The sequence below is a fragment of the Streptomyces sp. NPDC014727 genome (assembly GCF_043083485.1).
Taxonomy (GTDB): domain Bacteria; phylum Actinomycetota; class Actinomycetes; order Streptomycetales; family Streptomycetaceae; genus Streptomyces.
In genome coordinates this window covers 53,150-74,384 of record NZ_JBIBYR010000022.1, presented here as the reverse complement: position 1 = coordinate 74,384, position 21,235 = coordinate 53,150, and the positions used below count along the sequence as shown (strand labels likewise).

Sequence of the window (21,235 nt, the reverse complement as noted above, 5' to 3'; positions counted from 1 at the left end):
GGGACGGACGGGGGCAGAGGTCGTCGCCGAGGGATCGGGTTCACCCGATCGGTGCATAGCAGATGCTGACGGACGGTTGGTTCGCATTCGGGCAAGAGCTGTAGAGCGCTGCCCGTAGAAGCGTTCCGCGGCCTACTGTTGAGAGATGCAACTGCCGCGCCCGGCCACGAGGTGGGACATCGGGTCGTGGTGGCTTGGAGCTGAACCATCAGGCGACATCGGCACCGCCGGCTGTGAGAGGGACGGAATGAAACCGACCGAGAGCGCCGCACCGGTGTCGCGGCTGCAAGGTTTCGTCGGCCTCACGCCCAAAGTGGGTGCCGTCTTCGTGGTGATCGCCGTTGTTCAGCTCACGACCGGTTTCTACCGGACCGTGAGCGAAGGACGCGCGCTCTTCCCCGACGGCAGGGTCGGATGGTCCCTGGCCGTCCTCACCGGAATCGTCGTCGGCCACCTGGTCGCGCTCGGACGCGACCGATGGTGGGGCGGCACCGGTTCCGGCGCCGCCCTCACTCTCGCCGTACTGCTCCTCTACGGCTGGGTGCCCGCCGGCCTGGTCAGCCTGGTCGTCGTCGTCCTCGTCGGCGCGGCCCGCAGACACCGCTGGTGGCAAGGGCTGCTGCACGGCGCCGTGGACATCCTGGGGATAGGCGCGGCGGCCCTGGTGCTCGCCGCGTTCGGCGACGTCCAGACCGTCGAATCGCCCTGGCGGCCACTCGACTGGGGCATCGCCGCCGTCCCCGAGGTTCTCCTGGCCGCCTCCACCTATCTTCTGGTCACCCGGGTCCTGCTGTGGTACGCACGGGCGCCCCAGGGCGGCGGACTGCCCACCGTCGCCCGCACCGCGCTGCTGCGCCAGGGCCTCGTCGCGGTCGCCCTCCTCGGCATCGCACCGCTGATCTGCGTGGTGGCGATGGCCATGCCCGTACTCCTGCCGCTCTTCGCGGTCCCCCTGATCGCCCTGGACTCCACCCTCTGGATAGCCCGCGCGCGGGCCGAGGAGCAGCTGCGCGACCCGCTGACCGGACTGCCCAACCGGCAGTGGCTGCTGGAGCGCACCTGGACGGCCCTGGAGGACGCCGAGTCCGTCGGTGCCAGATCCGCTCTCGTCCTGATCGACCTCGACCGCTTCCGTGCGGTCAACGACACCCTCGGGCATCTGGCGGGGGACCGGCTGCTGCTGCAGATAGCGGAACGCCTGCGACTCGCGCTCCCACGGGGGGCGGAGGCCGCGCGGCTCGGCGGTGACGAATTCGCGGTGCTCCTGCCGACCGCGGACTCCACCACCAGCGCCCAGCGGGTCGCCCGCCACCTCGTCGCCGAACTGTCCTCCCCGCTGGACCTCGACGGTCTGACCCTGGTGCTGGAGGCCAGCGCCGGGGTCGCCGTCCACCCGGACCACGCGCTGGACGCCGAAGGACTGCTCAGGCGCGCCGACGTGGCGATGTACCAGGCCAAGCGCGACCGTACGGGTGTCGAGGTGTACGAGTCGAAGCGGGACAGCAACACCCCGGACCGGCTCGGGCTGCTCGGTGATCTGCGGCGGGCGCTGGACGCCGGCGAGGTGGAGCTGCACTACCAGCCGAAGGTCCGCTTCGACGGACAGGTGGCCGGCCTCGAAGCGCTGGTCCGCTGGGTGCATCCGGAGCGCGGGCGGGTCCCTCCGGACGAGTTCATCGCCATCGCGGAGTCGTCCGGCCTGATGCCGCACCTGACGGAGTACGTCCTGGAGACGGCGCTGGCCCAGGTCGCCCGGTGGCGGGCGCAGGGGCTGTTCGTCCCGGTCGCGGTCAACGTCTCCCCGCGCGACGTGCACACTCCCGGATTCGCGGGCGGTGTGGCGGCCCGGCTGGCCCGGCACGGCGTCCCGGCCGGGGCACTGCAGCTGGAAATAACGGAACACGTGCTGCTGGAGGACCCGCAACGCGCCGCCGACACCCTCGCCGGGCTGACCGGGCACGGCGTGAAGATGTCCCTCGACGACTTCGGCACGGGGTACTCCTCGCTGGTCCATCTGCGCCGGCTGCCGGTCAGCGAGCTGAAGATCGACCGGTCGTTCGTGGCCCGTCTGGCCGTGGACAACGAGGACGCGGAGATCGTCCGCTGCACCATCGACCTGGCCCACTCGCTCGGCCTGCTGGTCGTCGCGGAGGGGGTCGAGGACGACGAGACCTGGGAGCGGCTGCGGGATCTGCGGTGCGATGCGGTGCAGGGGTGGCTGGTCGCCGCGGCCATGCCGCCGCAGGAGGCGACGGCCTGGCTGCGAGCGCGGGGCGAGCACGGCTGGCGTCGGCCGGCGGAGCTGGCCGCGGCTGCCGCGGCGGCCGCCGCCGCGGCAGCCGCGGGCGTGAAGCCCGAGCTGGAGCAGCGGGCGTCCGGGCGGGCGGTCAAGCCGAGGCCCGCGACGACGTGAGCGCGGGGCACCGGCCTGCGTCGAACCCCACGCCGGTGCGACGCGGCGACGGTGCGAGCGCGGGGGGACGGGGGTACGCGATCCGGGGGGCGTGCCCGGGTGCCGGCGGCCGTTGTGCCGCCCGAACCCGGGCGGACCCGAATCCGGCGTCCGACCAGGGCGTTCGCCCGGGTGGCGGGAGCCGCGGCGGCCGACACCATAGGATTGGGCCAAAACCACACACCAACCCCTGAGGATCGCTGCATGCCTGGCATCACGCGCGAGGAGGTCGCCCACCTCGCCCGGCTGGCGCGTCTGGAGCTGAAGGGCGAAGAGCTCGATCACTTCGCCGGTCAGCTCGACGACATCATCGGCGCGGTCGCCCGCGTCTCCGAGGTCGCCGACCAAGACGTACCGCCGACCTCCCACCCGCTGCCGCTGACCAACGTCATGCGCGCGGACGAGGTCCGTCCGTCGCTCACCCCCGAGCAGGCGCTCTTCGGCGCCCCGGCCCAGGAGCAGCAGCGTTTCAAGGTGCCGCAGATCCTGGGGGAGGACTAACAGCCATGACGGACAACAGCACCATCATCAAGCTCACCGCGGCCGAGATCGCCGAGAAGATCGCGGCCGGCGAGCTCACGGCCGTCCAGGTCACCGAGGCCCATCTGGCCCGGATCGACGCGGTCGACGAGAAGGTCCACGCCTTCCTGCACATCGACCGCGAGGGCGCGCTCGCGCAGGCCCGTGCCGTCGACGCGAAGAAGGCCGCCGGCGAGAAGCTGGGCCCGCTGGCCGGTGTCCCGCTCGCGCTGAAGGACATCTTCACCACGGAGGGCATGCCGACCACCGTCGGTTCCAAGATCCTCGAAGGCTGGATCCCGCCGTACGACGCGACCCTCACCAAGAGGCTGAAGGCCGCCGACGTCGTCATCCTCGGCAAGACCAACATGGACGAGTTCGCCATGGGGTCCTCCACCGAGAACAGTGCCTACGGCCCGACCGGCAACCCGTGGGACCTCACCCGTATCCCGGGCGGTTCCGGCGGCGGCTCCTCGGCCGCGCTCGCGTCGTACGAGGCCCCGCTCGCCATCGGCACGGACACCGGCGGTTCCATCCGTCAGCCCGCCGCCGTCACAGGCACCGTCGGCGTCAAGCCCACCTACGGCGGCGTCTCCCGCTACGGCATGGTGGCGTTCTCCAGCTCCCTGGACCAGGGCGGCCCCTGCGCCCGTACCGTTCTGGACGCGGCCCTGCTGCACGAGGTGATCGCCGGGCACGACCCGATGGACTCGACGTCCATCGACGCCCCGGTCCCGCCGGTCGTCGAGGCCGCCCGCAACGGCAGCGTCGACGGTATGCGCGTCGGAGTCGTCAAGCAGTTCGCCGGTGAGGGCTACCAGGCCGGTGTCGTCCAGCGCTTCAACGAGTCGGTCGAGCTGCTGAAGTCGCTCGGTGCCACGATCGTCGAGCTGGACTGCCCCTCCTTCGACCTCGCGCTGTCGGCGTACTACCTGATCGCGCCGTCCGAGTGCTCCTCCAACCTGGCCCGCTTCGACGCCATGCGTTACGGCCTGCGCGTCGGCGACGACGGCACGAGGTCCGCCGAGGACGTCACCGCGCTCACCCGTGAGGCCGGCTTCGGTGACGAGGTCAAGCGCCGCGTCATCCTCGGTACGTACGCGCTCAGCTCCGGCTACTACGACGCGTACTACGGCTCGGCTCAGAAGGTCCGCACTCTCATCACGCAGGACTTCGAGAAGGCCTTCGAGCAGGTCGACGTGATCGTCTCCCCGACGACGCCCACCACCGCCTTCCCGATCGGCGAGCGCGCCGACGACCCGATGGCGATGTATCTCGCGGACCTGTGCACCATTCCGACCAACCTCGCCGGGAACTCCGCCATGTCGCTGCCCTGCGGCCTGGCCCCGGAGGACGGCCTGCCGGTCGGACTGCAGATCATCGCCCCCGCCATGAAGGACGACCGTCTCTACAAGGTCGGAGCCGCCGTCGAGGCCGCCTTCGTGGAAAAGTGGGGGCACCCGCTGCTGGAGGAGGCTCCGTCACTGTGAGCGCACTGACCAAGGCCAAGGGCTTCAAGAAGTCCAAGGCCGGTACGTATCTGTCCATCGGCACCACCGCGTTCGGGGCGGTCGGCGTCATCAAGCAGGCCAGGAAGGCCCGCTTCGAGCACGACACGCTCCAACTGATCGACGCCGTTGTCTCCGCCGCCGCCATCGCCACCGGTCTCGCCCTGCTGCTGCGCGAACTCAAGCGTCTCGGCGATGACGACGTACTGCTGGGCTGAGAGGGAAGTTTCACCGTGACTGTCACCGACCTGGTGTCGTACGAGGACGCGCTCGCGTCCTACGACCCCGTCATGGGCCTGGAGGTCCATGTCGAGCTCGGCACCAAGACCAAGATGTTCTGCGGCTGCTCGACCGAGCTCAAGCAGGACGCCAACTCCCAGACCTGCCCGGTCTGCCTCGGCCTGCCCGGCGCGCTGCCGGTCGTCAACGAGATCGGCGTCGAGTCCGCCATCAAGATCGGTCTCGCGCTGAACTGCGAGATCGCCGAGTGGTGCCGCTTCGCCCGGAAGAACTACTTCTATCCGGACATGCCGAAGAACTTCCAGACCTCCCAGTACGACGAGCCGATCGCCTACAACGGCTATCTGGACGTCCAGCTGGAGGACGGGGAGATCTTCCGGGTGCAGATCGAGCGTGCCCACATGGAGGAGGACACCGGCAAGTCGACCCACGTCGGCGGTGCCACCGGCCGTATCCAGGGCGCGTCCCACTCCCTGCTCGACTACAACCGCGCGGGCATCCCGCTCATCGAGATCGTCACCAAGCCCATCGAGGGAGCGGGCGCACGCGCCCCCGAGGTCGCCAAGGCGTACGTCGCCGAGCTCCGCGAGCTCATCAAGGCGCTCGGCGTCTCCGAGGCCCGGATGGAAATGGGCCAGATGCGCTGCGATGTCAACCTGTCGCTGCGCCCCAACGGCACCGAGACGTTCGGCACGCGCTCCGAGACGAAGAACGTGAACTCGCTGCGTTCCGTCGAGCGCGCCGCCCGCTTCGAGATCCAGCGCCACGCCGCGGTGCTGAGCTCGGGCGGCACGGTCGTGCAGGAGACCCGGCACTTCCACGAGGAGGACGGCTCCACCACGGCCGGCCGTATCAAGGACAACGCCGAGGACTACCGCTACTTCCCCGAGCCCGACCTGGTGCCGGTCGCCCCGGCCCGTGAGTGGGTCGAGGAGCTCCGCAAGGGGCTCCCCGAGATGCCGCGGGTGCGCCGCAACCGGCTGAAGGAGGAGTGGGGCGTCTCCGAGCACGACATGCAGTCCATTCTCAACGCGGGCGCGGTCGACCTGATCGTCGCGACGACCGACGCGGGCGCCCCCTCGGACCAGGCCCGCAAGTGGTGGATGGGCGAGCTGGCCCGTAACGCCAACGAGACCGGCCGCGGCCTCGACGAGCTGCCGATCACCCCGGTGCAGGTCGCCAGGGTGGCCGAGCTCGTCACCTCGGGCGATCTCAACGACAAGCTGGCACGCCAGGTGATCGAGGGCGTCCTCGCGGGTGAGGGCGACCCGGACACCGTCGTCGAGAAGCGCGGCCTGAAGGTCGTCTCCGACGAGGGCGCGCTGGGCGCTGCCGTGGACGAGGCCATCGCGGCCAACGCGGCCATCGCGGACAAGATCCGCGGCGGCAAGGTCGCGGCCGCGGGCGCGCTCGTCGGCGCGGTCATGAAGGCCACCCGCGGCCAGGCCGACGCGGCCCGGGTGCGTGAGCTGATCCTGGAGAAGCTCGGCGTCGAGGGCTGATCCCGGCCCCTGCGCGGGCGGTTTCCGCACGTCCTTGAAGGGGCGGTGCATCCGTGGGACGGGTGCGCCGCCCCTTCACTCGTCCAGAGAGTCCCCGGTCACCCGTCCACAGAGTCGCCCGGTCCGCTGAACACCGTCACTGCCGAGATCGTCTCCTGCGTGCTCCTGCTCGGCGTACTGGCCTTTGCCGTCGTACGCCCCCGGGGGCTGCCGGAGGCGACCGTCGCCGTACCCGCGGCCGTGCTGGTGACCGCGGCCCGTGCGGTCCCCTGGTCCCAGGCCGGATTTTCCGGCCGACCTGTTGGACGTTCACCACAGGGCCGTACGAAATCCTTCCCGGCGCCACCTGGCTTGATTAGTTTCCGGGCTGTACGACCGGACTCGGGAGGCTCACTTGACCACGGATATTTCACGGCGGCGGCTCTTCGCGCTCGGCGGCGGTGCGCTCGGTGTCGCGGCGGCGGGGTCGCTGCTGCCGCCGTCGCTGCAGGCAGCGATGGCCGCGCAGCCGGCGCACTCGGCGGGGTCCGGTGGCGGCGGCGAACTCGGGGCCATCAAGCACGTGGTGATCCTGATGCAGGAGAATCGTTCCTTCGATCACTACTTCGGGACGCTCCGGGGCGTACGCGGCTTCGGCGACCGCAACGCCGTCGAGCTTCCCTCCGGCAAGCCGGTCTTCGAGCAGCCCGCCGCGGCGGGCGCCTCCGTGCTGCCGTTCCCGGTGCGCGACGCCGCCGAGGCGCAGAAGAAGGACCTCCAGTACATCGGCGCGCTCGACCACTCCTGGAGCGGTGGCGGCAAGGCATGGGCCGGGGGGTGGATGAACGGCTGGGTGACCGCGAAGACGGCCGCCACCATGGCGTACTACGACCGCCGTGACATCCCGCTGCACTACGAACTGGCCGACACCTTCACGGTCTGCGACGCCTACCACTCCTCCATCCACTCCTCGACCAGCCCCAACCGCAACCACCTGTGGAGCGGGAAGACGGGCAACGAGGCGAACGGCAAGCGGGCCGTCGGGAACGACGCGTACGACGAGGGCACGCACCCCGGCTACGGCTGGGGCACGTACGCGGAGCGGCTGGAGAAGGCAGGGCGCAGCTGGCGTACGTACACCGAGTGGGAGAACTTCACCGACAACCAGATCGAGTTCTTCGCCACCTTCAAGGCGATCGCCCGCAAGGCACTCGCGAAGACCGGCGGGCATACGTACATGGAGTCGTTCTACTCCGCGATACGGGACGCCGGTGCCGCGGAGCGGGAGCGGCTGTTCGGTCTGCTCGAAGAGGGGGTCGCCACCCTGGACAAGGCCGAACGCAGCCTTTTCGAGCGGGCGTTGCGCCGGGTGGAGACCGGAACGCTGGCCGATGAGTTCGCCAAGGACGTGGCGGCGGGGACGCTGCCCGAGGTCTCCTATCTGGTGCCGTCGGCCGTCGACTCCGAGCACCCGAGCGTCTCCTCGCCGATCCACAGCGCGACGATCGTCTACAAGGTCCTGGACGCGCTGGGCAAGCACCCCGACGTGTGGCGCCACACCGTCGTTCTCATCAACTACGACGAGAACGACGGCTTCTTCGACCACGTGCCGCCGCCGGTCGCGCCGCCCGAGGTCACCGAGGAGCAGTGGGAGGGCAAGCCCACCGGTCTCGGGATGCGGGTGCCGCTGCTCGTCGTGTCGCCGTGGACCGTCGGCGGCTACGTCTGCTCCGAGGTCTTCGACCACACCTCCGTGATCCGCTTCCTGGAACGCTGGACCGGGGTGAAGGAGCCGAACATCAGTGACTGGCGGCGCACCGTCACCGGTGATCTGACCTCCGCCTTCGACTTCACGCGCGGACGTCGCCGGCCGAAGGTGGAACAGCCGGGCGCCATCCCGCCGTTCAGCGGACGCTGGGCGCCGAAGCCGCCGCTCGTGCAGCAGATGCCCGTACAGGAGCCCGGGGCGCGCCCGGCCCGTGCGCTGCCGTACCAGCCGGACGCCCAGGCGAAGCTGGTGGGCGGCGCGGTGCGGGTGGCCCTCAGCAACACGGGGCGCTCGTCCGCACACTTCGCGCTGTACCCGTACGCGGGTGAGTTCCCCGTTCCGCAGCACCGGGACGTAACGGGCACCGCGCAATGGACGGTGCCGATCACCGGTGCGGCGTACCGGTTCACGGTGACGGGACCGAACGGCTTCCGGCGCGAGTTCGCCGGGCCCGGGAAGGACGGCGTCGCCGCCGGGGCCGAGGTCGCCTCGCGGATCGACGCGCACGAGCGGGACCTGCACCTCACCCTGCGCAACACGGGACGGACCACGCTCACCTTCACCGTACGGCCGCTCGGATACGTCGACGAGGCGGATCTGCGGGACTGGACCAGGACGGTCAAGGTCAAGCCCGGCCGCAGCCGTACGGTGGTGCACTCGGCGGCCGACGCGCACGGCTGGTACGACCTGGCCGTCACCGTCGACGGGGACGACGCCTTCCGGCGCAGGCTGATGGGACACATCGAGAACGGCCGGGTGAGCGTCTCCGGCTGACGGCTGACGGCTGACGGCTGACGGGCTGCAGGCAGACGGGGAGACGGGCCGGCAGGCCCGGCCGGCGGACCCTTGTGCGTACGGGAGTTCGACGCTCGTCGGAACCGTCGGAACTGTCGGAACCGTCGGAGCATGGCCGCGTTTTCCTTGATCATGAGTGAACTGATCGAGAAAATGGGCCGGGGTCGCGCCGGACGCCGCTCCCGAGGAGGCGGACCCCGTCGTTCTGGAGTGCGCCCGCCTGCTCACCGCCGAACCGGGCGGTGAGCAGGCGGTCCTGCTCACCCTCGGTCTGGTGAACATGGCGCCGTACGTCCTCGGACGGCGCGGCGCTCCGGGCCGAGGCCTGCCCTCGCAACGCCGCCGGCTGGGCGCGGGCAGCCGCCGATGTGATCCTGCCGGGCAGTGTGGAGGGCATTCCCGACATCGTCCCGGAGGACCACCGGAGCAGCATCAGCAGCCTGGGGAGCGTGCTCAACGACTATCCGAACGGCGATCCGTTCTGGGACCTGGACGTCCACGCCATGCCGCCCGGCACCCTCACCCGGGCCGCTCTCGCCGGCTATGTCGTCGTCGCCCACGCCACCTGCTGGTACGCGGCGTCGGGCCGGATCAGGCAGCGGTCGCTGCTCGACGACATGATCGAGGGCCTGGAGTCCGTACTGCCGCTGCTGCCGGGAGGAGCGGCTGACCGGCTGAGGCGGCAGACAGCCGGGTGAGCCGGCCGCCGGAGTGGGGCCCGATGCGGCGGTGCATGACGAGGTCCTGGCGGGTCCCGACGCCTTCGTGGATCCCGAGGCCACGGTCCCCGGAGGTGGCCGTGCGTCCGAAGGCCACGGTGAGCCGGGAATCCGCAGTGTGTCCCGAAACCATTGTGAGTATGACCACGAAAGGGACAAATGATCACCATCGGCTGCCAGAGTGGCAGTTCTCAGGACATGTGTTCTTTACGGGTAATTCATGTTTTGTCCCGCTGAAGAGCCACGAACCCTCAGGGAGCACGTCCGTTGGCTGCCATTGCCCGCTGGTGCATCAGGCACCGCCTCGTCGCCGTTCTCATCTGGCTCCTCGTCCTCGGCGGTGCGGCCACCGCGGCGGGCTTCGCGGGTTCCGCGTACTCCAACGACTACGAGGCGCCCGGTACGGAGTCCGGCCGGGCCGCCGAACTGCTCAAGAACGGCTTCACGAACCTCGGCGGTGACGCCGACACCATCGTCTGGCACACCACCGACTCCACCGTGCGGGCCGCCGATGTCCGCCAGACTATGACCCGGACCCTGCACGCGGTCGAGGCGCTGCCCGGCGTCGGAGCCGTCACCGGGCCGTACGGGGAGTCCGGAGCCGGGCAGATCAGCGAGGACGGACACACCGCCTACGCCACGGTCACCTTCGACCAGCAGTCCGAAGACATCCCGGTGCAGCAGGCGCAGGCAGTCGTCGACACCGCGAAGGCGGCCGCGGGCGACCATCTCCAGGTGGAACTGGGCGGCTCGGCCGTGGCCCTCACCGAGGCGCCTTCCGTCCACTTCAGCGAGGCCATCGGGGTCGTCGTCGCGGCGGTCGTGCTGTTCCTGGCCTTCGGCTCGCTCGCCGCCAGCATTCTGCCCATCGCCACCGCCCTCGTCTCCGTCGGAACGGCGTACGCGGGCATCGTGCTGCTCGGCCATGTGATGACCGTCGCCGACTTCGCACCCATGCTGGGCATGCTGATAGGGCTCGGCGTGGGTATCGACTACGCGCTGTTCATCGTCACCCGGCATCGCACCGGGCTGCGCAGAGGCATGACGGTCACCGAGGCGGCGCGGAACGCCGTCGCGACGACCGGGCGGGCCGTCGTCTTCGCCGGAGCCACCGTCTGCGTCGCGCTGCTCGGCATGCTGATCCTGCGGCTCGGCTTCCTCAACGGTGTGGCGGTCGCCGCCTCGCTCACCGTCGTCCTGACCGTGGCCGCCTCCGTGACCCTGCTGCCCGCCCTGCTGTCCTTCATCGGCATGCGGGCGTTGAGCCGGCGTGAGCGCAGACAACTCGCCGAACGCGGGCCGCAGCCCGAACTGCCCACCGGCTTCGCCGCCCGCTGGTCCGCCTTCGTCGAACGCCACCCCAAGCTGCTCGGGGCGTTCGCCGCCGTGGTGATGCTGGTCCTGGCGCTGCCCACGTTCTCCCTGCATCTGGGCACCTCCGACCAGGGCAACAACCCCTCGTCGTCGACCACCCGGCAGGCGTACGACCTGCTGGCCGACGGATTCGGCCCGGGGGTCAACGGCCCGTTGACGATCGCCGCGAAGCTCGACGGCGCGGACGACCGGCTCGCGATGGACGGCCTGCCGGCCACGCTGCGGGCCACCGACGGGGTGGCCTCGGTCGGCCCGGTCACGTACAACGGCGACGGCGGTACGGCCTTCGTCACCGTCGTACCGAAGTCGTCCCCGCAGTCGCAGGAGACCAGCGCGCTCGTCGACCGGCTGCGTACGGACGTCCTCCCACGGGCCGAGGCGAACACCTCGCTCCGGGCCCATGTGGGCGGGATGACGGCCAGCTACGACGACTTCGCCCGGATCATCATCGGCAAACTCCCGCTCTTCGTCGGTGTCGTCATAGGGCTCGGCTGTCTGCTCCTGCTGCTGGCCTTCCGGTCGATCGGTATCCCGCTGAAGGCCGCCGCGATGAACGTGGCCGCCGTCGCCTCCTCGTTCGGGGTCGTTGTCGCGATCTTCCAGTGGGGGTGGGGGAGCGAGCTGCTGGGGCTGGGCAGTTCCGGTCCCATCGAGCCGTTCCTTCCGGTGATCATGGTGTCTGTGCTCTTCGGGCTCTCCATGGACTACCAGGTGTTCCTGGTGGGGCGGATGTACGAGGAGTGGCTGGAGACCGGCGACAACAGACGGGCGGTCCGGGTCGGCCTCGCCGAGACCAGCCGCGTGATCAACTCCGCGGCAGTGATCATGATTTCGGTCTTCCTCGCGTTCGTCCTCAGCGGGGACCGGGTCATCGCGATGTTCGGCATCGCACTGGCCGCGGCCGTGGCTCTCGACGCCTTCGTTCTCCGTACCCTGCTGGTCCCCGCGCTCATGCATCTGCTGGGCGGCGCGAACTGGTGGCTGCCGGCCTGGCTGGACCGGCGGCTGCCGCGGATCAGCATCGAGTCCCCCGAGTGCCGTGCGCCGCGTGCGAAGATCCCGCGGACAGCACAACCGGTGGATCCGGTGGACGTGACGCAGTAGGCGCACGCGGTGGAAGCGGTTCGAGAAGGAGCATGATGTTCGCGATATCCCTGGACGATGACGGAGCCGAACTGCGGCCGTTGGAGATCTGGCAGGCGGAGGAGTTCCTCGCCCACGTGGACCGGGCCCGCGAGCTCGTCGACCCCTGGATCCCCTTCGCCTCCTACGCCACCGACCTGGACTCGGCGCGTGCCCTGCTCCGGCGGTACGCGGAGAAGCAGGCGGCCGACACGGGACGGCTCTACGGCATCTGGCTGGACGGCACCCTCGTCGGAGGCGTCCTTTTCCGGATCTTCGACACGGAGTCCGGGAACTGCGAGGTCGGCTGCTGGCTGGAACCGGCGGCGCAGGGGCGCGGGCTGATCACCCGGGCGGCACGGAAACTGATCGACTGGGCGGTGTTCGAGCGCGGCATGCACCGCGTGGAGTGGGGCGCGTCCGCCGCGAACACCCGCAGCATCGCCGTGGCCGAGCGGCTCGGCATGAAGCGGGACGGGGTCATGCGCGAGAACTACCTGTACCGCGGCGAGCGGCACGACTCGGAGATCTGGTCCGTGCTGGCACCGGAGTGGCGGGCGCGGAACGCCTGAGGGCCTGTCGGCCGCCCGATCAGAGGCCACCCACAGGCTCTGAGGGCGGCCGGAGGAATCGCGACGGGCCGAGGGCGGCCGGGGGGCGTTAAGAGGGTTCTCATCCGGGCCGCCTAGCGTGCGGGGCATGAACCCCAGGACTCCCACCAACCCCACTGACCCCACCACCCCCACAGGCCCCGCCGCTTCCGATACCGAGAAGACGGCTGCCGAGCAGACCGCCCCCGAGGACACGGCGCACAGCCTCGACCAGGGAGCGGCCGAAGCCGGGGGAGAGCGCGCGGTGGCCGCCGGAGACACGGCGGCGGGTGCCGTCCCGGAGCCCGCGCAGGATCTCGGCCCGGACGCCGGACCCGGGGAATCCGGCCCCGCGGACGGCGACGGCAAGGCCCCGGGCCTCAAGGACTCCGAGATCGAGGACTCCGAGTTCACGGACTCCGAGATCGAGGACTCCGACAAGGGTCCCTCCGGTCTCGGCCCGGCCGCCGCGGCCGTGGCCGCCGCCGGTCTCGGCGTCGTCGCGCTCAGCGGGTCCTGGACCGGCAGGGTCGCCGCCGAGCGTGAGACCCTCATCGGGCAGATCAAGACCTCGACCGGCAGCACCGCGGCCCAGCAGATCTCCGCGATCTACGGCGACGCCTGGCACTCCACGGCACTGGTCAACGGCCTCTTCGCGCTGCTCGCCGTGCTGGTCGGCGTCTTCGCCCTGGTACGCCCGGCCTTCGGCGCACCGTCCCCGCACCCGCAGCCCGGCTGGGTGCGGGCGGTCGCGACCGCCGGCATCGCGCTCGGCGTCCTCGGCGTGGTGCTCTCCATCGGCATGTACTTCGACCTCATCGTGTCCCTGCCGACCGCGGGCATCAGTAAGTGAGTACGCACCGCCCCGGACCCTGAGGTCTTTTGTTCGGATCATGCCGGGCTCGCGTGCCCGATCGCTGATCCGGCCTGGTCCGAACGGAAGACCCTAAGGCATCGATCCGGTCCGCCCCGCGCCGTATGCGGCGGTGTCCGCACCCGGCTAAGGAGCCCCGGCCCCAGAAGATGCGGAACTCGCCCGATGTGGCGACACCCCCTGGCGGACGAGGGTGGGAGCACGGCAGAGGCACTGCCGCCCCCGGCCCCGAACGGGCCGTCGTTCTCAGGGAGAAGCACATGTACATGCTTGAACTGCACCAGGTGAAAGAGGCCGAACTGCTGCGCCGGGCCGAGTACGAGCGGCTCGCCGTGGAGGCGCGCCGCGCTCGCCGGGCCGCTCGCCGGACCGCCCGTGATGCCGTGCACAAGGAGGCGGAGGGGCCGGTGAGTACGGACTGGGACCGGTTCGTCCACGCCGCGTAGCGGCCGTGTGACGGCCGTCGTCATGTCGGACGAACCGATTCCGTCGCCCGGACTGTCGGACCCGTGTGCGATGCTCGGCGACGTGGAGACCAGGTCCGTCAGTCCGGTGTTCGTCGGCCGCGCAGGTGAATTCGCCTCGCTCGTCGACGCGCTCACCCGCGTCGGCGCCGAGGGCGCCGGCCGGGCCGACCACTCCGGCGGCGAGCCGCAGGCGCTGCTCGTCGGGGGCGAGGCGGGGGTCGGAAAGACCCGGCTGGTCGAGGAGTTCCTCGCGGCGGCGGTGCGCCGCGAGGCTGTCGTCGCCGTCGGCGGCTGTGTCGAGATCGGCGCCGACGGTCTGCCCTACGCCCCGTTCTCCACGGCCCTGCGCGCCCTGCGCCGTACCCTGCCCGACGAGATGGCCGCGGCCTGCGCCGGGCAGGAGGGCGAACTCGCCCGGCTGCTCCCCGAACTCGGCGAGGCCGACCGGGACGCGACCGACGAGCACAGCACCGCCCGACTCTTCGAACTCACCGCCAGACTCCTGGAGCGCATCTCCGCGCAGCGCGCGGTCGTCCTCGTCCTGGAGGACCTGCACTGGGCCGATGCCTCCACCCGGCATCTCCTGGCCTACCTCTTCCGTACCGTGCGCAGCGGGCGCCTCGTCGTGATCGGCACCTACCGCTCCGACGACATCCACCGCCGCCACCCCTTGCGCCCTCTCATCGCCGAACTGGACCGGCTCCGCACCGTCCGCCGGATCGAACTCGCCCGTTTCAACCGCGCCGAGGTCTGCCGCCAGCTCACCGGCATCCTCGCCGCCACCCCCGAGGCCGCCCTCGTGGACGAGATCTTCGAACGCTCCGACGGCAATGCCTTCTTCGTCGAGGAACTCGCCTGCAGTCTGGAGAGCGGCGACCGCTCCCGGCTCTCCGACTCACTGCGCGACCTCCTGCTCGTCCGCGTCGAAGCGCTCCCCGAGGACGCGCAGAAGATCGCCCGGATCGTGGCCGAGGGTGGTTCCGCCGTGGAGTACGAACTGCTGGCCGCGGTCGCAGGCCTGGGCGAGGACGAGCTCATCGGGGCGCTGCGGGCGGCCGTCGGCGCCAACCTGCTGCTCACCACCCCGGAGGGCAACGGCTACCGCTTCCGGCACTCCCTGGTCCGCGAGGCCGTCAGTGACGATCTGCTGCCCGGCGAGCGCTCCCGGCTCAACCGGCGGTACGCGGAAGCCCTGGAGATCGATCCCGCACTGGTCCGCGCCGGTGAACGCGCCACCCGGCTCGCCAGCTACTGGTACGGCGCTCACGACGCGGCCAAGGCCCTGCCCGCCGTACTGAAGGCCTCGGTCGAGGCCCGCCGCCGCTACGCCTTCTCCGAGCAACTCCGTCTCCTGGAACGGGCGATGGAGCTGTGGGACGACGCTCCCGACAGCGTGCGCCGCACCCTGCGCCCCATCGACTACGCCGAGAGCTACCCGGCCTGCGGCTGCGACCCCGAGGCCACCCCGCTGCGCTATCTCGACCTGATGGCCGAGGCCACCGTCGCCGCCCGGTTCGGCGGCGAACGCGAACGCGCCCTGGCCATCGCCAAGAAGGCCATGCGCGTTCTCGACGGCGAGGACGACCCGCTGCGTGCCGCCTGGTTCTGGGTCCAGCGCTCCCGGCTGATGCAGGACCTCACCCGTGGTGACGGACGGCAGGAGCTGGCCAACGCCCAGGAGTTGGTCCGGGGCCTGCCCCCGTCCGTCGTCCATGCCGACGTCCTGATGAGCGTGGCGGGCTGGGGCGCCCTGCACCGGCCGGGCGCCGAGACGCTGCGCGCCGTCGACCGTGCCGTGGAGTACGCCCGACTCGTCGGCGACGAGTACATCGAACTGCACGCCAGACTGACCCGTGGCTGGCTCACCGCCGACGCGGGTGGTGTGGACGAGGGTATCGCCGAGATGTACGCGGTCCGCGACCGCGCCGACGAACTGCACCTGGTCGGCATCATGAGCCGGGCCGGCATCAACCTCCCCTCCACCCTCGAAGCCATGGGGCGTTCCCTGGAAGCCGTGGCGGCCGCCGACCACGGCATCGAGATAAGCCGCAGCCACGGCATCGTCGACATGGAGGCATGGGTCCGTTGCAACCAGGCGACCTCGCTCTTCTCCCTCGGCCACTGGGACGAGAGCCGGGCCACCACCGACGCGGCGGCCCGCGCCGCCCAGTCCAGCAAGGCGCAGGGGCTCGTCGCCGCACGCCGTACCGAACTGGCCCTCGTCCGGGGTGACCTGGCCGAGGCCGAGATCCAACTCGCCCTGACCCGGCGCCATTTCGGAACACGTGACCCGCAGCCCCAGCACCTCATCTCCCCCGTCCGCCATGCCATGGCCCTCGCCGTGCAACAGGGCAGGCTTTCCGAGGCGCGGGCCGCGTTCGAGGCCCAGGCGAAGGAGGGCTTCCCGCCCGGCACCCAGCGCTATGCGCTGCCGCTGCTCCATGTCGCCGCCGCCGCCGAGGCCGACGCCCGGGGTCTGCCCGCCGCCGAACCCGGCCGTCCCGCGATCCTCGCGAGCATCCGGACCCACCTGAAGCGGCTGCCGATGCTCATCCCCATCTGGGCCGCCTACGGTCTCCTGGTCGACGCCGAACTGGCCAGGGCCGAGGGCCTCGACACCCCCGACCACTGGTCCCGCGCCGCCGCCGCCTTCGCCCCTCTGCAACGCCCGTACGAGCTGGCCCAGATCCGTCACCGCTGGGCCGAGGCCCTCCTCATCGCCTCCGGCGACCGGTCCGCAGTCACGACGCTGCTGCGCGACGCCCACCGGACCGCCCGGCGGCTCGACGCACGCCCGCTGACCGAGGCCATCGAGCTACTGGCCGGCCGGGCCCGTGTCACGCTCACCCCGCCCGACCGGACCCCGGCTCCCGCCCACGAGATGCCCGCCGCCGTCATCGTCCCCGCCCGGGACGGCGGCTCCGACGAGGCCGTGGACCGCGAGCAGACCGAGGACCACCTGCGCGAGGCGGCCGCGGCGGCGCTGGAGTCCTTCGGGCTGACACGACGCGAACAGGATGTGCACCGTCTGGTCGCCGCCGGTCACACCAACCGCAGAATCGCCGAGGAGCTCTACATATCGCCCAAGACCGCGAGCGTGCACGCTTCGAACATCCTCGCCAAGCTGGGCGTCGCCGGCCGCGGCGAGGCGGCCGCGCTGGCCCACCGGCTGCGCCTGTACCCGGCGGGGAGCGCCTCCTGACCCCAGGAGCGCCTACCGGTCCGGGAACGGCCCCGGGCCGCCCGGCCCGATTCCCTGGTCAGGGAGCCGCGCCCCGGCCGCCCGGACCGTCCTCCTGCAGCGATGCACCCGGACCGGCCCTCTGCGACCGTGCGTCCGGAAGGACCGTCTACCGCGTGTCCGGAACGGCCCCCGGAGCGTTCGAGGCATCCGGCCCGGACGCCCCGTCCGGAGCGTCCGCGGCCCGGCCCTGGCCGGATGGCGTCCCACCACCGGCCTCGGGACCGCCGCCGGTGCCGCCCTCGTACTCGCCCGGAGCGCCGTCCGCACCGCCGCCGGAAGCGCCGTCCGCACCGCCGCCGGAAGCCCCGTCCGCACCGGTACCGGAGGCCCTGACGATCACCTTTCCGGAGGCCAGGTCTATCGGCCCGCGCCCCGGGTCGCCGACGCCGAGGTCCACGCGGGTCAGCTCCAGGCGCTTCTGCTCCTCGGCGGCATGCCTGCGGCCCGGCGCGAAGAGTTCCTCGAAGAAGTTGAACACCGGTCGCACGCCCTTTCGTCTGCTGTGGCCGCTATCGCACCTCCAGCACCAGGATCCTGTCGTCTCCCGGCTTCGGGGTGCCACGGGTGTCCGTATTGCTCGTGACGAGCCAGAGCCTGTCGCCGCCCGCGGCGAGCACGGTGCGCAGACGGCCGTACTTCCCCTTCAGGAACGCTTGCGGGGCCGCCAGGGGTTCCCCGTTCCCCTTGCCGGACAACGGAATCCGCCAGAGCCGCTCACCGCGCAGAGCCGCCATCCAGATGGAGCCCTCGGCGAACGCGATGCCGCTCGGAGACGCCTCGGACGTCTTCCACTGTGCCACGGGATCGATGAAACCCTTCTTCCCCGCCTTGCCCTCGACCTCCGGCCAGCCGTAGTTCCCACCCGGCACGATCCGGTTCAGCTCGTCCCAGGTGTCCTGCCCGAACTCGGACGCCCACAACTGCTTGTGCCCGTCCCAGGCCAGCCCCTCCACATTGCGGTGTCCGTACGAATACACCACGGAGTCGGCCTCCGGATTGCCGTGCAGCGGCAGACCGTCGGGGGTCATCCGCAGGATCTTGCCGGCCGGCGACTTCTTGTCCTGCGCGAGCTCGCGGTCCCCCGTCTCCCCGGTGCCCGCGTACAGCATGTGGTCCGGGCCGAAGGCGATCCGCCCGCCGTTGTGGATCGAGCCCTTCGGGATGCCCCGGAGGATGGTGTCCGGGGCACCCAGCAGCCGTCCCGGCGTGGTGCCGTTCTCGTCGTACTGCATGCGTGCGATGCGGTTGTCGGACGCGGTCGTGAAGTACGCGTACACCAGATGGTCCGAACCGTACGTGGGGGAGACCGCGATGCCCAGCAGCCCGCCCTCGCCGCCCGGCGACACCCCGGGCACGGCGCCCAGCAGCGTCTTCTTCCCGTTCTTCGCGTCGATCCGGGTGATCGTGCCCTTGTCGCGCGAGGAGACCAGCAGATCGCCGCCGGGCAGCTCGGCCAGCCCCCACGGCGAGTCGAGACCCTCGGTGAGCGTGGAGACCACCTTCACCGAGCCCTTCGCGGGTGGCAGGTCGGCCGACGGGCCCGAGCCGGTCGGCGAGGGGCGGGACGCCGACGGCACGCCTCCGCCGCCCGCCGGACCGCCCGCGCTGTTGCCCGGGGAGCACCCCGCAGCCAGCACCAGCGAGCCCGCCACCAACGCGGCCACCGCCCCCCGGCGCCCGCCCCGGCGACGCCCCACGGGGCCTCGTACAGATCCGAACAGAACACCGCGCACAGCATCGATCCCTTCGACGGCCAGCCGACTACTGTTCTTACACCGCGGCCCCGCCCCGGGTTCCCGTGCGCGCCGAGTTTCTCCACGGGCGATCACGAAGACGGCCCGGTGATCAGTCCCACGACCCCCGCGCCGCGGGCAGCCGGGCGATCTCCACCAGATCCTGCGCGGTCAGTGTCAGCCCGGCCGCCCCCGCGTTCTCCACCGCCCAGTGCTCCCGCTTGGTCCCGGGCACCGGCACCACATGGGACCCCTGCCGCAGCACCCAGGCGAGCGCCACCTGCGCGGCAGTCGCCCCGTGGCGCTCGGCGATCCGCCGCAGGCCGACCACCACCGGCTGGTTCGCCGCCATCATCTCGGCCGTGAACCGCGGATGTCTGGCCCGCAGGTCCTCCGGCTCGAAGCCCTGTCCAGGGGTCAGTGTCCCCGTCAGATAGCCGTTCCCCAGCGGCATCGCCGCCAGCAGCCCCACGCCCCGCGCCGAGCACCACGGAAGCAGTGACTCCAGCGCCTCCGGGGACCAGACCGAGAGCTCGGCCTGCACCGCGCTCACCGGGAAGACCTGCTGCACCCGATCCAGCTGACGGATCGTTTCGTCATACATGCGGGCACCCGGCCGACGTGAGGCCCGCGCCCCGACGGCACAGAGCCCGAGCGCCCGCACCTTGCCGGCGGTCACCAGCTCCGCCATCGCGCCCCAGGTCTCCTCCACCGGCACCTCGGGATCGGCCCGGTGCAGCTGGTACAGATCGATCACATCGGTCTGAAGCCGCCGCAGCGAGGCGTCGCAGGCCCGCCGCACATAGCCGGGGCGGCCGTTGGCGACGATGTGCTGATCGCCCACCAACAGCCCGCACTTGGTGGAGACGAAGGCCTCGGACCTGCGGCCCTTCAACGCCCGGCCCACCAGCAGCTCATTGGTGAAGGGGCCGTACATGTCGGCCGTGTCGAGCAGTTGCACCCCCGCGTCGAGCGCGGCGTGCACCGTTCGCAACGCACGGTCACCGCGCTGCTGCGAGGCGCTGTACGCCCAGCTCATCGGCATACAGCCAAGACCGACCGCACCCACGGCGAGCGCCGCCGCCCCGAGACTCCTGCGCTCCAACTCCCCGAACCTTTCCTAGGTCCCGCCGTCGCGGGACCACAACGCACCCCCAACGTAGCCTCTGCCGACCGCGCCCCCGCGCGCAGCCTCCCGGCGATTAGCCTCCTGACCATGACTTCGAAGAAGATCCCCGACGTATGGCTGCCTCTCCCCGCCGATGAGATCGAAGGACTCCCCGACGGTTTCGACTACCGATTCTGGGACGGCGAGCGGGACTACCCCGCCGACCCGGCCGACTGCGTGTTCTACGTGGTGCCGTACATGAAGGGTTCCGAGATCGCGGTCCGTCCGCTCGCCGACATGACACGGGTCCGGGTCGTGCAGACGCTCACCGCGGGCATCGACCATGTCGAGCCGGGCCTCGGCCTGCTGCCGGCCGGGGTGCGGCTGTGCAATGCCAAGGGGGTCCACGAGGCGTCGACCGCGGAACTCGCGCTCGCCCTGATCCTCGCCTCTCTGCGAGGCTTCCCCGGGTTCGTCCACGGCCAGGACGAGGAGGAGTGGCGGGCCGGCTTCTACCCCGCCCTCGCCGACAAGTCCGTACTGATCGTGGGGTACGGATCGATCGGCGCCGCCATCGAGGACAGGCTCGCGCCCTTCGAGTGCGCGCGGGTGGCGCGCGTCGCGCGCTCCGCACGGGCGACAGCACGCGGACCCGTACACGCACTCGACGATCTGCCCGCACTCCTGCCCGAGGCCGACGTCGTCGTGCTGTCCACCCCGTTGAACCCGTCCACACAAGGGCTGGTGGACGCGGAGTTCCTCGCCGCGATGCCGGACGGGGCGCTGCTCGTGAACGTCGCACGGGGCGGTGTCGTCGACACCGGGTCGCTGCTCCTCGAACTCGGATCCGGGCGGCTGCGCGCCGCCCTGGACGTCACCGACCCCGAACCCCTGCCCTCCGGCCACCCCCTCTGGCATGCTCCGAACGTCCTGATCACTCCGCACGTGGGCGGCAGTTCCTCGGCGTTCCTGCCGCGCGCCGAGCGTCTGGTGGCCGGGCAGCTGAATCGATTCGCCTCGGGCGAGCCGGTGCGGAACGTCGTACGCGTCATGGGCTGACCACGCTGTGAGTCCGAACGGCTGCGCACAGTGCCGACAATCCCACTTGTCGTCACTGAGCGTAGATAACCTATGTCCCTGCGTGACTGGTCTGGTGTATCGTCCCGAAAGGGGCGCTGCGCCGAGGAGGGGACGGCGCCGGGGAGGACGCAACACACGAGGGGGCGACGGGCGATGTACGG

Annotated in this window: 16 protein-coding genes; 13 read left to right on the top strand and 3 right to left on the bottom strand. The window is 71.1% G+C overall.

Annotation, left to right across the window (positions count from 1 at the left end; translation table 11 throughout):
• The first annotated feature begins 247 nt into the window (after positions 1-247).
• From ACF1B9_RS28280 to ACF1B9_RS28225, 12 genes are all read left to right on the top strand, one after another.
• On the top strand, positions 248-2,413 hold the full coding sequence (locus ACF1B9_RS28280) for a putative bifunctional diguanylate cyclase/phosphodiesterase (protein WP_391742720.1): 2,166 nt from the start codon (positions 248-250) through the stop codon (positions 2,411-2,413).
• Between the two features lie 243 nt (positions 2,414-2,656).
• The gene (gene gatC / locus ACF1B9_RS28275; protein ID WP_037690057.1) at positions 2,657-2,953 is read left to right on the top strand and encodes an Asp-tRNA(Asn)/Glu-tRNA(Gln) amidotransferase subunit GatC; all 297 of its coding nucleotides are present in this window, start codon (positions 2,657-2,659) and stop codon (positions 2,951-2,953) included.
• A gap of 5 nt (positions 2,954-2,958) precedes the next feature.
• Positions 2,959-4,461 carry an Asp-tRNA(Asn)/Glu-tRNA(Gln) amidotransferase subunit GatA gene (gatA, locus tag ACF1B9_RS28270; protein WP_391742722.1) on the top strand — a complete coding sequence of 501 codons (1,503 nt, stop codon included), beginning with the start codon at positions 2,959-2,961 and terminating at the stop codon, positions 4,459-4,461.
• Positions 4,458-4,697, top strand: a complete 240-nt coding sequence (locus ACF1B9_RS28265; RefSeq protein WP_391742723.1) for a hypothetical protein — start codon at positions 4,458-4,460, stop codon at positions 4,695-4,697. Before gatA ends, ACF1B9_RS28265 begins: the two co-directional genes overlap by 4 nt.
• Before the next feature lie 15 nt (positions 4,698-4,712).
• The gene (gene gatB / locus ACF1B9_RS28260) at positions 4,713-6,221 is read left to right on the top strand and encodes an Asp-tRNA(Asn)/Glu-tRNA(Gln) amidotransferase subunit GatB (protein WP_365690974.1); all 1,509 of its coding nucleotides are present in this window, start codon (positions 4,713-4,715) and stop codon (positions 6,219-6,221) included.
• A 394-nt stretch (positions 6,222-6,615) separates the two neighbouring features.
• On the top strand, positions 6,616-8,742 hold the full coding sequence (locus tag ACF1B9_RS28255; RefSeq protein WP_391742724.1) for a phosphocholine-specific phospholipase C: 2,127 nt from the start codon (positions 6,616-6,618) through the stop codon (positions 8,740-8,742).
• 407 nt (positions 8,743-9,149) lie between these two features.
• A complete protein-coding gene (locus ACF1B9_RS28250; RefSeq protein WP_391742726.1) occupies positions 9,150-9,461 on the top strand; it encodes a hypothetical protein in 312 nt (103 codons plus the stop codon).
• Between the two features lie 288 nt (positions 9,462-9,749).
• Positions 9,750-11,960 carry an MMPL family transporter gene (locus ACF1B9_RS28245; RefSeq protein WP_391742727.1) on the top strand — a complete coding sequence of 737 codons (2,211 nt, stop codon included), beginning with the start codon at positions 9,750-9,752 and terminating at the stop codon, positions 11,958-11,960.
• 35 nt (positions 11,961-11,995) lie between these two features.
• The gene (locus ACF1B9_RS28240; protein ID WP_391742940.1) at positions 11,996-12,550 is read left to right on the top strand and encodes a GNAT family N-acetyltransferase; all 555 of its coding nucleotides are present in this window, start codon (positions 11,996-11,998) and stop codon (positions 12,548-12,550) included.
• 127 nt (positions 12,551-12,677) lie between these two features.
• Positions 12,678-13,421 carry a hypothetical protein gene (locus ACF1B9_RS28235; protein WP_391742728.1) on the top strand — a complete coding sequence of 248 codons (744 nt, stop codon included), beginning with the start codon at positions 12,678-12,680 and terminating at the stop codon, positions 13,419-13,421.
• Between the two features lie 281 nt (positions 13,422-13,702).
• Positions 13,703-13,888: a hypothetical protein gene (locus ACF1B9_RS28230; protein WP_391742729.1), complete on the top strand. Its 186-nt coding sequence runs from the start codon at positions 13,703-13,705 to the stop codon at positions 13,886-13,888.
• A gap of 70 nt (positions 13,889-13,958) precedes the next feature.
• Positions 13,959-17,111 (top strand): AAA family ATPase, encoded by a 3,153-nt coding sequence (locus ACF1B9_RS28225; RefSeq protein ID WP_391742942.1) that lies wholly within the window; start codon positions 13,959-13,961, stop codon positions 17,109-17,111.
• Between the two features lie 148 nt (positions 17,112-17,259).
• Here the strand turns inward: ACF1B9_RS28225 and ACF1B9_RS28220 are convergent, their stop codons facing one another.
• From ACF1B9_RS28220 to ACF1B9_RS28210, 3 genes are all read right to left on the bottom strand, one after another.
• Positions 17,260-17,640: a DUF6191 domain-containing protein gene (locus tag ACF1B9_RS28220; protein WP_391742730.1), complete on the bottom strand. Its 381-nt coding sequence runs from the start codon at positions 17,638-17,640 to the stop codon at positions 17,260-17,262.
• A gap of 22 nt (positions 17,641-17,662) precedes the next feature.
• Positions 17,663-18,850, bottom strand: a complete 1,188-nt coding sequence (locus ACF1B9_RS28215) for a PQQ-dependent sugar dehydrogenase (RefSeq protein WP_391742731.1) — start codon at positions 18,848-18,850, stop codon at positions 17,663-17,665.
• A gap of 148 nt (positions 18,851-18,998) precedes the next feature.
• Positions 18,999-19,991: an aldo/keto reductase gene (locus tag ACF1B9_RS28210; RefSeq protein ID WP_391742733.1), complete on the bottom strand. Its 993-nt coding sequence runs from the start codon at positions 19,989-19,991 to the stop codon at positions 18,999-19,001.
• A 111-nt stretch (positions 19,992-20,102) separates the two neighbouring features.
• On the opposite strand from ACF1B9_RS28210, the gene ACF1B9_RS28205 reads away from it, so the two are divergent.
• Entirely contained in the window at positions 20,103-21,053 is a 951-nt protein-coding gene (locus ACF1B9_RS28205) for a 2-hydroxyacid dehydrogenase (RefSeq protein ID WP_391742734.1), read from the top strand.
• Positions 21,054-21,235: the final 182 nt, after the last annotated feature.